Genomic DNA, 16,003 nt, shown 5'->3' with positions numbered 1-16,003 from the left:
GCAAAGGGGATTTCCTTTTTATCGCCCCAAAATATTATCGACTGAAAACAACCCGGGCACTTCCACTTATGATGGAAAGAGTTGATGCTTTTAGGTTTGCATCCTTTACTCTCTAAAAATTTAACCCAACAGGAAACTCTGACCGGACGATCATTTCCCATTTACACAGACATTAGTTGCTGTTCTATCTCAGTTTCTGCCGGAAGATTAAAATTTCTTAAAATACCTTCTCTATCGATGTGTGCATCTGCTGTAAAATCCTTGTTAAAAATCGGATCTCTTTTCCATCCTAACTTTTGTAACTCTGAAACAACTTGTGGTTCCGGAAGTGAAAACAGGCCATCTAAGTAATCATCTACCACCTCATCCAGCATTTGAATGGCCTCATGTTTATTATTTCCGTATGAAGTTAGATTAAGCGCAGGCAGATAAGCAATTTGGTGCCCGTGATCTTCAAAATAAGCGATGGAGAATACACCACGAGCCGTTCCTCGCTTAATATTAAGATGGATTTCCTGTTTTAACGGTTTGGCAGACCCAACCAATCGTTTTCTTATCATGAATGATAACGTTCTAAAAAGTAAGCTAATCTATAATTAATTAGTGTAAAAATGGTTTGAAAACCGTAAAAAAAATACGAATAAAACATTAATCGGCTGCGTTGTTATTCGGCTTTTTATCTTTGAAGTTATTTAAACTTTTTTTCTGGCCCTCTTTTTTTGGGGCCGATGCTTCTTTTATCAACTAAAAATGCTGGCCATTAAATTTTGATTTTTTAGGTTAATGCTTCTTTTATCACCTAAAAATGTTAACCATTGTTTTTTTGATCCATTAAATGTAAACACCAATTTTTACCCGGTAAATCACTAAAGACCTATAAGGTTTTTAAAACCTTATAGGTCTTTAGTGATTTAGTTGCTATTTAGCTTTTATTCAAAAAAGCTTTAATAGCATCTTTGAAGCTGTTTAAATTTTGTCCTTTTGTTTGATGCTCTTTTAATGCCCTCATTTTTTATTTTTTTTGGCTAAAGCCTGTTGCCGGTTATCCTTTATCCACGGCCTGAAGGCCGTGGCAACCACATTTGAAAATGAAGGAATGTTCTGTCCAACAGGTACAATTCAGCATAACAAACAAAAACCTGTCGTAAAACCAGGCTTTAAAATTGCCACGGCCTTCAGGCCGTGGGTGATATGAACGCAGGTAGCGGCTTTAGCCAAAAAAAAGAAGCATACAAAAAATATGGAATAAATTTTAAAACAGGCTCTTTAACTTATAAAACTTATTTACGCCAATGCTTCTTTTAACTGCTTAATTATTTCAGCTTCGCCCCAAAGCCTTTCCCCGCCAAGATGGTTCATGTAGGTAATGATCTCCGAACAAATTTCATCATTCACCTGGCTTTTGTAAACCCTGATTGCTTGCTCTTTGTCAATTTTACTGTTTGCTAAACCGCCGATAAAGCTTTCCAGCTTTACGTTTAATTTCCCCTCTAAATTTTTAATATGGTCATCTACTTCATCCTGTGTAACTCTCGATGTATAAGGCAGATCTTCATAAAAAATTACCTGTTTATTTGGATAAATTTTGGCAACAGCTTCTATACAAATGGTATGGTCGATATGGTTCCCTAAAGCAAGCGGACAAAAAATCAAGCCACCTGCGTTTGCTGCTAAAAAGCTTCTGATTTCTTCAATAATATCTAATTCCGTTGAGTTAAATTGATGGAACTGATGAATGTATTTATTCCTTAGCGGTGCATCTAACAGATCCAGGTTAATAATATTAATAGCAGAATTAAATATTTGGTTAAAAGACACATCTTCGTCTTTTCGCAAAATGCTTACCGCATCTTTACCTTTTACACCGCAATTAATGGTGGTAAAAGCAGAAACGGTAAAACAATTGATCAGCGTTACCGGAACATTGCTGGCAACAAACCTGGAAATATTTAGCGAAAGACAAAAGGCCGCATCATCAATATGAGGCGATAAAATGTAGATTTTCAAACGCAGTACCTTTTAAATTGATATTGGAAAAATGCGGATGCTTCTTTTACCGGTGTTTTCTTCAGATAAAGAAATTTAGATTTTTAGTCGATAAAAGAAGCATCCAAAATAAAATTGAAACTGGTTTATACTTTATAACTGGATAGTTGCAAAGGATTGGTAACCGGTGTTTTTTTGGAAATGATAAACGGCGGAACAACCAGATGATGGATTGGATGCTTTACAAAGCAATTAATAGCATCGGTTAAAGTTTCTACCATCGTCTCATTTTTGCCGTTAAAAGAAGTATTGGCAATAATACCAACGCCTGTTTTTTCTTTGAACTTAGTGATCAGATCGTAAATAAAAGCATTGTCTTCTTTGCTTACGGTTTGGATGCGGGCGCTGTAATCAATATGCTCGATAGTTGGAAATTTGTGCTTGTATTCATCCTGCAAAAACGCGGTGAAAAGCATAAACGGCGCCCTTCCTTTAAAATGGAAATACTTGCTTACATCTTCCTGCAATACAAATGGCGCAATCGGCCTAAACCATTCCCGGCCTTTTATAAAAGTATTGATCCAGAATTTGTTAACGGCATAACGCGTATCGGCTACAATACTTCGGTTACCTAAAGCCCGCGGCCCGAACTCGCTGTGGCTTTGGAAAACGCAAAGAATTTTCCCCCAATAAATATGGTTAGCGCATTCTTCAATTAAGTTTTCTGGTTTTTGGATCGTTAATTCCGGGTAATTTTCCATCAGTTTGGTTACTTCACTGATATTTACCTCCGGGCCTAAATAATCAAACCTCCAGTCAAATTCGTTCTTTAGCTTGAAGCATTCCATCGCACCATAAATGGCACAGCCAACAGAAGTTCCGCCATCATGCGGCGCTGGCGGGATGAACAGATCGTAACCCTGCTCTAAAACGCGGGTATTGGCAACGCAGTTTAAAGCGCAGCCGCCGGCATACGCAATGTTTTTTGTCCCGGTAATTTCGCTTAACCAGGCTGCAATTTCAATCAAGGCTTTTTCAAAAACTTCCTGGCCTTTTGCTGCAAAATCGGCTTTTTCCTGGAAAGTTTTTTCTTCGCTGCTGTAAAAGTATTCAGTTGATTTGAATGCTTCCCGCCATTCTTCCGGAATCATCACTTCGCCTTCTTTCACAATCAAATCAGGTAAATCCAATTTACTCGGATCGCCATATCCGGCCAATCCCATTACTTTTCCTTCGCTGCCTTCTCCCGCAAATAAACACTGGGTTAGTTTGTAATAAAAGTTGCCCAATCCGTTCGGCTTTTCAGGGTTCCGGTCGTGCAACTGTTTTTTGATGCACTTAATTTTGCCGTTATGGCAGTAATAATAAGACGCTACTTCAAACAGGTTTGCTTTGCCTTCTTTTCCCGGATAATCGTATTTAATATGTTCAACCGGACTGCCAACAGAATCAATAATCATTACCGCACAAGTATCAAAACCGGATGGCGGGAAAGCGCTGTATAAATGGGAAAGATGGTGCGAAATTTCGATAATGCGGGCATTATCTTTTAACTGAAATTCCCTTCGCAGCTCTTCGTGGTATTGTTCCTTTTTTTCGATCTCGTTATCTGCCGACCAGCATTCCACAATTAAATCATACTGTCGGTTAACTGTTGGAATGTGCTCTTTGTATAATTTCATATCGCCCAGCCTTCCCCAATGGTGCTTGCGTTTGGTCAGGCGTTCTTTGTGAATGGATAGGATGTGTTTTCCGCCTTCAAAAACCGAAATTGTTCCGTCTTGTGTTCTGTTGATACCTAAAATAGAAGGTGTTGCCATATATAAGAAATAGGTTTATTTAGATTAGTAATAGCGCAAAGGATACAAAATAGTTTGAGTCCAAAAAATTATTAATAATAAAGCCGGCGGCAAAGCTTTACCAACACAAATAACTGCAGAAGCAAAAAGGTTACGCTAACAAGGGCCATGCTTCTTTTATCACCTAAAAATTGGCAAGGCCGTTTGCCTTTTGCACCGGCAAGCAAGGGGCAAATACCAATTTATAGCGCTAAAAGAAGCATCAGGGCCAATACAGGGCATATTGAATGGCGCGGGATAATTTTAAAAATCTCTTATAAAATTGAAATATTGTTTTTCAATATTAAAGCCATGCTGATTTTTAGGTGATAAAAGAAGCATGATGATTGATATGCATAAATTGAACCTGGGGTTATAACAAGCAGCGCTACAATGAAGATGAAAATATTTATGCCTTCAATAACTTTTTCCTCCGGAGCAATAGCTTTAAACGCTGGCGTTTAAAAGAAATATGAGTGCTTGGCTGTTCATTTTCATCCTGATAAGAACTGTAATTATTTAAGATATCCCCGGAGGTAAGAACGCCGGTTACTTTATTGTCAGCAGAAGAAACCACCGGTAAAATCTCTAAGCCCGCTGCCGACATTATATTAACAGCCTTTCTTAAAGAATCCAGCGGCTGGATATAAGCATTACTGCTTTTTAAAATTGTTCTTACAGGGTTTTCAGGTTCCAGCGCTTGTTTATAAAGGTCTGTAAGCTGTAAAATGCCTGCGAAAGTATCCTCTCTTGTAACGGCAATAAAATAGTTTTGCTGCATAGAGGGATTGTTGCTTAACCAGTCTTTAATATGCTTAACCGTGTCTTCTTCACGAAGAATGCGCGTGTTTGCGCTCATTACCTGCGAAACCGTTAGCTTGCCTAAAGAATCGGGTTCAAAAGAATCAGGGGTAAAAACCCCGCGCCGGGCTATTTTTTCGGTCATGATGGTGTTTTCCATCAGGAAAAAAGAAACCAAATAAGAAGCTGTGCAAGCGCCTAACAAAGGAAGTAAAGCGTGCGACTGCATAGTAGCTTCGAGTGCAAAAGTGATACTGGTTAAATAAGCCCTAGATGCGCCTGCAAACATAGCCGCCATGCCTGTTAAAGCAGCCAGAGGTATGCTGATGCCGCAGTTAGGAAAGATGCTTAAAATTAAAGCACCTAAAACAGCGCCTGCAGCGCCGCCAAGCGTTAACAAAGGGGCAAGCGTACCGCCGGATGTACCGCTTCCTAACGCAATAGCCCAGGAAAGGAATTTAAAGAACAGCAAACTTAAAACGATGGTTAAAGGAAGTGAGCCGGATAAAAGGCTGGTGATATTATCATAACCTACACCCAAAGTATGAGGCGCGAAATAACCGATCAAGCCTACCACCAGACCGCCTATTGCCGGCCACCATTGCCAGTGTATGGGTAGTTTTTCAAAATTATCCTCAATAAAATAAACGATCTTAGTTACAGCTAATGATAAAAAGCCAACTATTATTCCTAAAGCGCTATAAATTCCTAAAGCTACGTTAGAGGGCGTGGTTAAATCGGGCATCGGAAAAACAGGCCCTGCTTCAAACAGCAAATGGTGGCCTGCAGCGCCTGTAATACAAGCCAGCGCCACAGGAAGGATGGCACGCGGAGAAAACTCAAACAATAACAGCTCGATAGCCAGAAAAACTGCGGCAATTGGTGTTCCGAATATGGCAGACATGCCCGCCGTTGCTCCTGCTGCCAGGATGATCTTTCGTTCTCCCGATGTGATCTTAAACAATTGTCCTAAAGTTGAGCCCAGTGCGCCTCCGGTTGCTATGATCGGCCCTTCTGCGCCAAAAGGCCCTCCTGTACCAATAGCTATTGCTGATGACAGGGGTTTTAAATAGATAAGGGAAGGCTTGATCTTGCTTTGATTTACTAAAATCTGTTCCATTGCTTCCGGAATCCCATGTCCGCGGATGGCTTTTGAGCCATAAAGCGCCATAAAACCTACTATTACCCCGCCAATTGCAGGAATCAGGATTGCCCAAAGCCCTAAATGGTTATTTGCAGGGCTATGATAGTTGATATCGAACTTCCCGTAAAAAGAAATATTGGTTACCAGGTTGATCAGGTAGATTAAAAATTTAGCAATAATGCTGATGGCAGCAGCCACCAGCACTGCCAGCACTGATATTTTAAGCAAACGCTTTTTTGCCACTATATTTTTTTGCGGGCCAGCTTTGCTATCCATTATTTTTTCTAAAATAGGCGAAACTGGTATTCCTGTTTCAGGCATGGCTTTATTCATAGTTAAGCTGTACTTATAGAGATAACTTTAAAAAGAGGTGTTGTTAAATTGTTGCAAAAGTAGGGTTTCTGCTGGTTTTAACAATAGCAGCAAATGTAATTAATATGTTTAAAACAATAATATACTTAAATTTTTACTTATTTAAGTAGTAAAAACATTGTAAAAACAATATTAGCAGGCGCAAACCTGATGATTGTAGGTGGTTTCGTTTTTAGGTCAATTAATGAGGTTAACGTTAGTTGACTCACATGTACGGGGGATTAATATAAACGGTATACGCTCGTTTCCGTGGCCTGTATTTACAGGATCTGTAATATGTATACTTGGGCAATCTTTAATATCGCTTCCTGGAACCAAAACGTTAATCAGTAAAGGCCACAATTGTTAAAAATTAGTGCACAGGTTTTTACGGTTCTGTTTTTTATCCGTAAAAATGGTGCTTCTTTTAGCCAGTTAAAAACCGGTGCTTATCTTTTTTATATCGATAAAAGAAGCATGGCCCAGTATCCTTGCCTGCAGGTAAAACAAGGTTATCCTGTAATAACCTTTCTTTTGCCAATTAATCCTTATTTTGCATGCTTTATTTTAACTTTTATTATTGGAAATTAAAACGATCAGCAAAGCGTGCGACCTTAAAAGCTGTTTCTTATGCAAGCTTTGCCTAAAGGATTGGCTGCCAGCCATCGAAGTGCATAAAAAGAATTTTTTTGTAAAAAAAGGCCAGCCTGTTTTTAAAGAAGGAGACCCGGTAAAAGGCATTTATTTTGTATATGAAGGTAGCGCCAAGGTTTATAAAAAATGGGGTGCCGAAAAAGACCTGATTATACGGTTTGCTAAAAAGGGCGATATTTTAGGGCACCTTGGCTTAGGGGAACAATCTTTTTACCCCGTATCTACCACTGCACTCGAGCCTAGTATCGTTTGTTATATCGACATGGGTTTTTTTGAATCTACCCTGATGATCAACACACAGTTAACCTACAAGTTGATGCGGTTTTTTGCCAATGAACTACAACAATCAGAAAAAAGGATGCGCGATTTGGTACACATGTCTGTTAAAGGACGAATTGCGCAGGCCTTATTGGCCTTAAAAAACCAGTTTGGTGTTAATGAAAACGGTTGTATCAATATCGAGCTTTCCCGTCAGGACCTGGCTTCTTATGCAGGCGTAGTATATGAAACCCTGTTCCGCATCATTAACGAGTTTATAAGTAATGGTTTTATCGCCCTGAAAGGTAAAAGCATTGTAATAACCAATGAGGAAATGCTGTTAAAGCTTACCAGCGAAAATGATTTATAAAACGAAGTCCCCCTCATTATACCTGATACTTCAGTTGCAGCACCTTTAAGCGCCTTTTTAAATTACTATCCAAAAGGCAATACTTCTTTTATCACCATAAATTGTGTTTGTTCACATCAATACCGAAAGTTGATTGATTTTTAGGTGATAAAAGAAGTATCAACCCCAAAAAGAGGCCAGAAAAAAGGGTTAAACAGTTTATATATAATAAAGCAAGGAACAGTAGCAATTGACAAAAAAAATGTAATGCTTCTTTTATCAGGTAAAAATCCGAGCGTTTTTTGGTGAAAGGATGGTAGGTCCTTTAAAATTTACAATTCAATTATTGCAACAATTACGTTACCAGCAGAAAGAGAACAGATTTATATTGAAATTTGAGTTCTGATAATGCAGTATTTTTTTAATTACTGATGCACGCTTTAAAATCCATAAAAATATTGATCTGTATGCTGGTGTTTTTGCTTTTGGCAAAACCGCTTGTTGCATTTAATATGTATAAAAGGGTTTTAAACACAGATCAACAGTCTAACCGTTTTTTATTATCTAAGCTGATCAGAAAAAGAAAAGAAGGGGAATATACGGAAGATGTTGTGGCAGAAATGAGTGCTGCCCAGCAAAAAGTTGCTGCCCCTGTTTTTAAGTTGTTGCTGCATTATGCTTCTTTTATCGCCCTTTTTTTAGGACTTGGCTTTCGGTCATCCTTAAAAAATATCCAGCATCATTTAAAAAGTACCTTTTTTCAAATAGTGCCCCAAAACCATTATTTCCTCCTGGTGGGCAAATTAAGCATTTGATTTTCTGAAAATTTCAGCCTTTGTTTTTACTGGGGCTGCTTTGAAATGTGAAGTTTTTATCACTGCACTAACCATCGTTATTTTCAGAAATTTAACAATAAATTATGCTTAGCCTTAAAAAAGTCTGGATACTATGCTTGCTCTTTTTAATTAAAAATCAGGTTTATGCCCAGCAGCAAACTGTGCCAATCAGTTTAAATACTTTGCTTAACCGCATTAACCAAACGGCGCCTTCGCTTTTAACAGATTCTGCTGCCATTCAAATCCGCAAAGCAGAAGCAAACGAAACCCGCTATAACTGGCTGCCAAACCTTAACTTAAATTACCAGGCGGATATCGGCACCAATAACAATACCGCCGGCGGCTATTTTGGGTTTGGTATCATTCCATCCAATTCGGGCGGCAGGCGCACTGCCAGTAATACAGATGCAGCTTTAACCAATTTAGGTATTGCTTCCCTCGATTGGGAGATCTACAATTTTGGTGCTTATGATGCCGAAAATAAAGTAGCTATTTCCGAAGTTAAAACAGAACAAAACCAGTTTGCACGGTCAAAATACCAGTTACAGGCTTATGCCATCAGCAATTATCTGGAACTGCTGCGCCTGCAAAACCTGCTTTTAATCCAGCAGAAAAATATCCGGCGGAACGAAGAAATCAGGCGTTCTATATTGTCGCTTGCCCGGAGCGGGGTAAGGGCCGGGGTTGATACTTCTATTGCAACTGCCGAACTTTCTAAAGCCCGTTTAAATTATATCGAGCTGGTTAATCAATCCAAACAGGTACAGTTACAGCTTTCTGCCATCAGCGGAATTCCTCCTGTTGAAATGGTTGCCGATACCAATGCTGTCCCTCAGTTAATTGCTTCCACACCGTTTGCGGCTTTAGGCGTTGATACGGTAAATCACCCCTTAATTAACTATTACAAATCACTTGTTGAAACCAATCGGCAAAGAGAATTATTAGTGAAAAAAAGCTATAATCCTAAAATATTGCTGGAAGGAGCGGCCTGGGGCCGGGGTTCGAGCGTAGATAACAGTGATAGTTTCAATGCGTTCTCAACCGGCTGGGGTTTTCAGCGGAGTAATTATTTGGTTGGTATAGGTATTAGCTATAATATTTTCGATCTGAAAAGAAGGCAGTTGCGGCTTGGCGTACAAAAAGCAGCAACTAATTATTCTTTAAAAGCCTTGCAGGAACAGCAAAACGCTTTGGCATTAAGTTCTGGCCAGGCAAATACAGAATTATTTACGGCACAAGAACGGCTTCGCGAAATACCCATACAGCTGGAGGCAGCAGAAGCAGCTTACCGGCGCAATTTTTCGCTTTATAAAAACGGCCTAACCAATATTGTAGAACTGGATGCTGCCTTAAATATTCTTTTCCGTGCAGAAACGGATTATACCAATGCCAAAAATGCTTACTGCCGCGCCTTGTTCCAGAAAGCCATCGCCCAAAATCAAGTTGCTTCATTACTTAACCTATTAAAATAACAAGTATATGTCAATGGTCACCTCAGCACTTAAAAGGCCAATTACCACCATGGTAATTACCATGAGCCTTTTACTATTTGCAGTGCTTAGCGCAATAAAAATCCCTATAGATATTTTCCCTCAGCTTAACCTGCCTACCATTTATGTTATTGAATCTTATGGCGGTATGTCGCCGCAGCAAATGGAAGGCTTCTTCTCCACCGGTTTACAGAACCAGTTTCTGTACATTAACGGGATAAAAAACATCACCAGTAAAAATATTCAGGGCTTAACATTGATTAAGCTGGAATTTTACGAAAGCACTAACATGGCCGAAGCTTCGGCACAGGTAGCTTTGCAGGTAAACCGGGCAACCAGTTTTTTCCCTCCGGGGGCATTGCCGCCGCAGGTGATCCGTTTTGATGCTTCTTCTTTGCCTGTTGGCCAATTGGTTTTTTCAAGCCCTTCACGTAGTTTAAAAGATATTTACGATCTGGCTGCTACCCGCATCAGGCCGATGTTCGCTACTATTCCCGGCCTTTCGGCACCTCCGCCGTTTGGCGCTAATGCGCGTTCTATCACCATCAATGTTGATCCGGATAAGCTGCGTAGTTATAATTTAACGCCGGATGAAGTAGTAGATGCCCTTTCCAAGTTCAATGTAATGTCGCCTTCGGGGAACCTTCGGTTAGATAATACCATTTATCTGACTACCATGAACACCCTGATCAAGAATTCGGAGAACTTTGGCAACATCCCGGTTAAAACACAGAACGGTGTCCCCATTTTTGTAAAAGATGTAGCGCGGGTAGCAGATGCGGCCGATGTTACGGTTGATTATGCCTTGATAAATGGTAAGCGTTCGGTATATATTCCGGTGGTAAAAACAGCAGATGCTTCTACCTGGACTGTGGTGCAAAACCTGAAAAGCAAGTTGCCGGAAATGCAGTCGCTGCTGCCAGATGATGTAAAACTTTCTTATGAGTTTGACCAGTCTGTTTTTGTGGTAAACGCAGTAAAAAGCTTAATGACCGAAGGCGGATTGGGCGCTTTGTTAACTGGTTTAATGGTATTGCTGTTTTTGCGGGATTGGAGAAGCAGTTTAATTGTGGTAATCACCATCCCGGTTTCTATTTTGATTGGGGTTTTATTGCTTAGCCTTTTCGGCCAGACCATTAATATCATGACGTTAAGCGGATTGGCACTTGCCATCGGTATTTTGGTCGACCAGGCAACAGTTACGATTGAAAATATACACCAGCATCTGGAAATGGGCAAATCAAAACGATTGGCTATTTATGATGCCTGCGAAGAAATTGCCTTTCCGTTACTGCTGATCCTGCTTTGTATCCTTGCTGTTTTTGCACCTTCTTTTATGATGAGCGGCGTGCCTAAAGCCATGTTCCTGCCGCTTTCGATGTCTATCGGTTTAACCATGATCGTGTCCTACGTATTGGCGCAAACGGTGGTCCCTATCCTGAGCAACTGGCTGATTAAAGCGGAACGTTATCAGCATGGGGAGCACGGGCACATTCATGCGCATGCAGGCGAAGGGCTCGATCATCAGCAGGAGGTCCAGATCAACAAACATGAGGCTATTGAACATGAGGAGCCTGAAAAGAACGACTTTTTTGAAAAGGTGAAAATGCGTTTTATCAATATCCTTAATCGTTGGATGCCCAACAAACGGCTGATCGTGCCTTTTTACCTTGTAAGTGTAATTGTGCTGGCGGGCTTATGCTTCTTTTACATAGGAAAAGATATGATGCCTAAAATAAATAACGGACAGTTCCAGATGCGGATCAAAGAGCCCGAAGGAACGCGCCTCGAACGCACGGAGGATAAGTTTAAGCAGGTACTGCAGATCATTAACAAAACGGTTAACAATCATGTAAAAATTACATCCGGCTATATCGGCCTGATCCCGAGCAGTTATGGCAGCAGTAACTTATATATTTTTAATACCGGTACCCATGAAGCCATTCTGCAGGTAAACCTGGATGAAAATTATAAGGTGAACATGGATGAGCTGAAAGACGCCTTACGTAAAAATATAGCCCATGAGCTGCCGGAACTGCAAATCACTTTTGAGCCTATTGACATGACTGAAAAGATCATGAGCCAGGGTGCATCAACACCTATAGAAGTGCAGGTTGCCGGAAAAGATATGGAGCAAATTGAAGGTTATGCTAATAAAGTGGTTGATAAGCTCAAAAAGATTAGTTACCTGCGGGATGTACAAATTGTGCAACCCTTAAAATTTCCGGTTATTGCGATTACGCTCGACCGGTTAAAAGCGGCACAGTTAGGGTTAAATATCAAAGAGATTGCCCGTTCTGTAACAGCCAGTACTTCCTCCAGCCGTTTTACCGAGAAAAATTTGTGGCTGGATGAAAAAGGTGCTTACACTTACCAGGTACAGGTGCAGGTGCCGGAATATGTGATGAACACGATGGACCAGCTTAAAGAAGTTCCCTTAGTTAAAGGGCAAAGCAGTCCGGTTTTGGGCGATATTGCTACTTTTAAAACTACTTATGTTCCCGGTGAGTACGACCGCAGCGGGCCCCGCCGTTTTCTCACGGTAAGTGCCAATATCTATAAAACGGACTTAGCCACAGCAACTTCAGATGTCAGAAAAGCGGTAGCATCATTAGGGACACCGCCAAAAGGACTATTGGCTACCATCGGTGGTATGTCTGGGCTTTTGGTTGATACTTTGTCCAGCTTACAAAATGGTTTACTATTTGCAATTCTGGTTATTTTCCTCCTGCTGGCAGCTAATTATCAATCATTTAAAGTTTCGTTAACGGTGCTTTCTACGGTTCCTGCTGTCGTTTTTGGTTCGCTGATTATGCTGCTGATCACTGGTTCTACACTAAATCTTCAATCTTATATGGGTATGATCATGTCCGTTGGCGTTTCAGTAGCTAACGCGATCCTGATTGTAACCAATGCAGAAAACCTCAGATTAGAATACCGTGATGCTACCAAAGCTGCTGTAACCAGTGCCTCAATCCGTTTGCGCCCAATTTTAATGACCAGCTTAGCCATGATTGCAGGAATGGTCCCGATGGCATCCGGCATGGGAGAAGCTGGCGAACAATCGGCACCATTAGGCCGCGCTGTAATCGGCGGTTTGTTTGCCTCGACACTGGCCGCCTTATTTATCCTGCCGCAAGTATTTGCCTGGGTACAGGATAAGACTACTTATGATTCGCCTGCCTTAATGCCTGAAAGTGAAACTGAACCAGAAACACAAGCTAAAACTAAACCCGAACCTGTTAACGCATAAACATCATGAAATTTAAAATAATTTTATTAGCTGCTACCAGCTTTTTATTATATGCCTGTTCAGGCAACCAAAAACCGGTTGATATAACTGTAAGCGAAAAAAGCAAAACAACAAGGGAGCATGAGCTTGGTACGGTTTCAGAAAAAGCATTATCATCATCCGCCCGTTTACCAGGGCAGTTAAAGCCTTTTAATGAAGTTAACCTGTTTCCAAAAATAAACGGGTTTGTTAAACAGGTTTATGTTGATCGTGGCTCCATAGTTAAAAAAGGCCAGTTGCTGGTTACTTTGGAAGCTCCCGAAATGCAATCGCAACTCCAATCCGCAAATTCACGTTATTTACAAGCGCAGGAAACCGCTTCGGCCAGCAAAGAAAAATATCAGCGGTTAAAAGAAGCAGCAACTGAGCCAGGTTCGGTTTCACCGCTTGATTTAGATAACGCTCTGTCAAGAATGAAAGCTGATGCGGCTATCGCTAATGCCGAGCGTTCAAACGTGGCATCTGTTCGTACTATGATAGGCTACCTTAATATTTATGCACCTTTTGATGGCATGATCATTCAGCGGAATATATCTCCCGGTGCTTTGGTTGCTCCCGGCAAATCTACAGATCAGCCCATGCTAATTTTGCAGGATACACGGAAATTGCGTTTACAAGTTGATATACCAGAAGATTATGTGGACAAGGTTGATTTAAAAAGCCCTGTCCGGTTTACATTTAATGCGATGCCCGGCCAGCAGCATACCGCTAAGATCAGCCGTTCTGCTAATGCTTTAGGAAGTATGCGTCAGGAAGCGATCGAAATAGATGTGATCAACACAAACGGGCAACTTAAACCAGGCATGTATGCCGAAGTGCATATACCCATGCAATCAGGGGCTAAATCCTTACTGGTTCCTAACAGTGCTATTGTACGTTCAACAGAACGCGAATACGTAGTAGCCGTTCGTGAAGGCAAAGCGGCCCTTATTGATGTAAAGGAAGGATTATCTACACATGATTCAACAGAAGTTTTTGGCAAACTTAAAGCTAACGACCGGATTGTATTGCAGGGAACAGATGAAATTAAAGAAGGCGATGAGGTGAAGTGATCATTTAAGCCTTGCCTAACTTCGTTCAACTATTTTTGATGCTTCTTTTACCGGGTAAAACTTGGTGTATGTATTGGCTAAAGACCTATAAGGTTTTCAAAACCTTATAGGTCTTTAGTGATTAACCGTAAAAATTGGTGTTACATTTAATCGATCAAAAAAACTAGGGTTAACATTTTTTAGGTGATAAAAGAAGCATCGGCTTAAAAAACCAAAACCAAAGATTAAGGGCCTGTTAAAATTTTGTCCTTTTGTTTGATATTCCTTTGATGCCCTGATTTTTGTTTTGTGTGTTTTGGCTAAAGCCTGCTTTCGGTTATCCTTCGTCCACGGCCTGAAGGCCGTGGCAACGGTAAGTTGAACATAAAAGGACGTTGTGCCGGCACAGGGCGGTCCAGCATTGGTAAACCAATATCTGTCGTAAAACCAGGCTTTAAAATTGCCATGGCCTTTAGGCCGTGGGTTGTATCAACACCGGTAGCGGCTTTAGCCAAAAAAAGAAGTTAATCACTATTGACCTATAATCACTAACTGACCTATAAGGTTTTCAAAACCTTATAGGTCAGTTAGTGAATCAAAAAAACTAGGGTTAACATTTTTTAGGCGATAAAAAAAGCATCGGCCCAGAAAAAAAGAGGACCGGAAAAAGAAGTTTAAACAACTTCAGGGCTTTAAAATGTAACCAGCACTAAGTTCAACCTACAGCATACTGGCTGGTGCTTTTTTTACCGGCCTTTTTTTAATCCGGTTTAGCCACATCATTACGCCGGTTACCGGGAAAATAAGGGATAACAAGCAAACAATAAAACTGATAATTTTAGTTGGTAAACCATAAACAGAACCGGTGTGGATCGGCTTTACAAAAGCACGTGCGCGCTGCCCGGCGCTTTTATCGGCAAACTTTTGCACGCTGATGGTTTTGCCAGAATATTGATCGATAAAATAAGTATCCGAAGCTGTTTCTACTGCTCCTTTTGGCAGCACGTTAAGGGCAAAAGTACCGGATGAATCACGTGGGGCACGAATGGTGTAAGATGCTGTATTTTCAATTTCCCGTGTGTTGCTTGCTGCTATCTGGTCTATTGTTAACGGTTTTAATCCGGCCTGGTAAACAGATGCGGGCTGTTTGGGCTGCTCCTGAGAAAATGTAGAACCGGTAAGCGTAAACAATAATTTGTTGGCCCAGGGAAAAGTCATGATCAACCCGCATGAAACGATCACCAGTAAAAAAACAGAAGTGTAAAAACCGGTAACAATATGCAGGTCGTGCGTTAAGCGTTTCCATCCGCCGGTCCATTTATATTGCAGGCGCTGCTTCATGATCTTTTTGTTTTTCGGCCACCATAAAATCACGCCTGTTATCAGGATAAATAAGAAAAACAATGTTGAAAAACTTACTATTTTATTGCCGATACTGTTTTTACCAGCTAATAAAAAGCGGTGGAACATCTCGACCGAAAAGAAAAAAGATTTGCGCCGGTTAAACTGATCGATCACTTCGCCGTTATAAGGATTAACAAAAACGGTAAGGTTTGGCCTGCCACCTTCTTCCGGTTTTTTACCTTTTAATCTAGCCTGCTTTCCTGTTTGCTGGCCATCATTTCTGCGCTCCCCAGCCCTTTGTCCGCGTTCTTTTCCATCTTTTCCGCCTTTTTTCTCCGGAACAATCAAGCCAATTTCTACCGTTCTGTCAGCTTCAGTATAAACTTTTACATTGGCCAGTTTGGCTTTTGGTACTTCTTTTATCGTGTTAAAAACCAGTTGAGATAAAGGTAAACGCGTGGCTTCGGGTTGTACATAATAGCGATTGTGGTGCAGCGCATGTTCTATTTCTTCTTCAAAAACCATTATTGTTCCGGTAAGGCAGGAGCAAAAAATGAAGATGCCTGCTGCTAAACTTAAATAAAGGTGAATGCTGCGGAAGAATTTTTTCATGATGCTGTTTTTATCTG

The 16,003-nt window shown here is 40.7% G+C and carries 13 protein-coding genes; 7 read left to right on the top strand and 6 right to left on the bottom strand.

All coding sequences use genetic code 11. The features are described from left to right. Positions 1-161 precede the first annotated feature (161 nt). The 3 genes from GO621_RS07500 to GO621_RS07490 all read right to left on the bottom strand — a co-directional run bounded on the left by GO621_RS07500 (position 162) and on the right by GO621_RS07490 (position 3,806). The gene (locus GO621_RS07500) at positions 162-560 is read right to left on the bottom strand and encodes a hypothetical protein (RefSeq protein WP_157565650.1); all 399 of its coding nucleotides are present in this window, start codon (positions 558-560) and stop codon (positions 162-164) included. A 724-nt stretch (positions 561-1,284) separates the two neighbouring features. Next, complete coding sequence (locus tag GO621_RS07495; protein ID WP_198170166.1) at positions 1,285-2,007, bottom strand: PIG-L deacetylase family protein; 723 nt, start codon at positions 2,005-2,007, stop codon at positions 1,285-1,287. Positions 2,008-2,132: 125 nt separating this feature from the next. Next, positions 2,133-3,806: a carbamoyltransferase C-terminal domain-containing protein gene (locus GO621_RS07490; protein WP_157565647.1), complete on the bottom strand. Its 1,674-nt coding sequence runs from the start codon at positions 3,804-3,806 to the stop codon at positions 2,133-2,135. Positions 3,807-3,953: 147 nt separating this feature from the next. Here GO621_RS07490 and GO621_RS07485 point away from each other — a divergent pair, with 147 nt between their 5' ends. Further along, positions 3,954-4,154, top strand: a complete 201-nt coding sequence (locus tag GO621_RS07485) for a hypothetical protein (RefSeq protein ID WP_157565645.1) — start codon at positions 3,954-3,956, stop codon at positions 4,152-4,154. Positions 4,155-4,233: 79 nt separating this feature from the next. Here GO621_RS07485 and GO621_RS07480 read toward each other — a convergent pair whose 3' ends face one another. After that, positions 4,234-6,102, bottom strand: coding sequence for a chloride channel protein (locus tag GO621_RS07480; RefSeq protein ID WP_157565644.1), 1,869 nt, complete (start codon positions 6,100-6,102; stop codon positions 4,234-4,236). Between the two features lie 381 nt (positions 6,103-6,483). On the opposite strand from GO621_RS07480, the gene GO621_RS07475 reads away from it, so the two are divergent. The 6 genes from GO621_RS07475 (at position 6,484) to GO621_RS07450 (ending at position 14,051) form a co-directional block, all read left to right on the top strand. Next, positions 6,484-6,711, top strand: a complete 228-nt coding sequence (locus tag GO621_RS07475) for a hypothetical protein (RefSeq protein ID WP_157565642.1) — start codon at positions 6,484-6,486, stop codon at positions 6,709-6,711. Beyond that, positions 6,701-7,402 carry a Crp/Fnr family transcriptional regulator gene (locus GO621_RS07470; protein WP_157565641.1) on the top strand — a complete coding sequence of 234 codons (702 nt, stop codon included), beginning with the start codon at positions 6,701-6,703 and terminating at the stop codon, positions 7,400-7,402. Before GO621_RS07475 ends, GO621_RS07470 begins: the two co-directional genes overlap by 11 nt. 491 nt (positions 7,403-7,893) lie before the next feature. Further along, positions 7,894-8,196 (top strand): hypothetical protein, encoded by a 303-nt coding sequence (locus GO621_RS07465; RefSeq protein WP_157565639.1) that lies wholly within the window; start codon positions 7,894-7,896, stop codon positions 8,194-8,196. Positions 8,197-8,300: 104 nt separating this feature from the next. Next, a complete protein-coding gene (locus GO621_RS07460) occupies positions 8,301-9,689 on the top strand; it encodes a TolC family protein (RefSeq protein ID WP_157565637.1) in 1,389 nt (462 codons plus the stop codon). Positions 9,690-9,702: 13 nt separating this feature from the next. Beyond that, positions 9,703-12,960, top strand: a complete 3,258-nt coding sequence (locus tag GO621_RS07455; protein WP_317163402.1) for an efflux RND transporter permease subunit — start codon at positions 9,703-9,705, stop codon at positions 12,958-12,960. Between the two features lie 5 nt (positions 12,961-12,965). Continuing rightward, complete coding sequence (locus GO621_RS07450; RefSeq protein WP_157565634.1) at positions 12,966-14,051, top strand: efflux RND transporter periplasmic adaptor subunit; 1,086 nt, start codon at positions 12,966-12,968, stop codon at positions 14,049-14,051. Positions 14,052-14,350: 299 nt separating this feature from the next. On the opposite strand, the gene GO621_RS07445 is transcribed toward GO621_RS07450, so the two are convergent. Both GO621_RS07445 and GO621_RS07440 read right to left on the bottom strand, forming a co-directional pair. Beyond that, a complete protein-coding gene (locus GO621_RS07445) occupies positions 14,351-14,545 on the bottom strand; it encodes a hypothetical protein (RefSeq protein WP_157565632.1) in 195 nt (64 codons plus the stop codon). Between the two features lie 205 nt (positions 14,546-14,750). Further along, a complete protein-coding gene (locus tag GO621_RS07440) occupies positions 14,751-15,986 on the bottom strand; it encodes a PepSY-associated TM helix domain-containing protein (protein WP_157565630.1) in 1,236 nt (411 codons plus the stop codon). Between the last annotated feature and the right edge of the window lie 17 nt (positions 15,987-16,003).

This window comes from Mucilaginibacter arboris (genome assembly GCF_009754915.1).
Lineage (GTDB): Bacteria > Bacteroidota > Bacteroidia > Sphingobacteriales > Sphingobacteriaceae > Mucilaginibacter_A > Mucilaginibacter_A arboris.
This window is presented reverse-complemented; position numbering and strand designations above follow the sequence as displayed.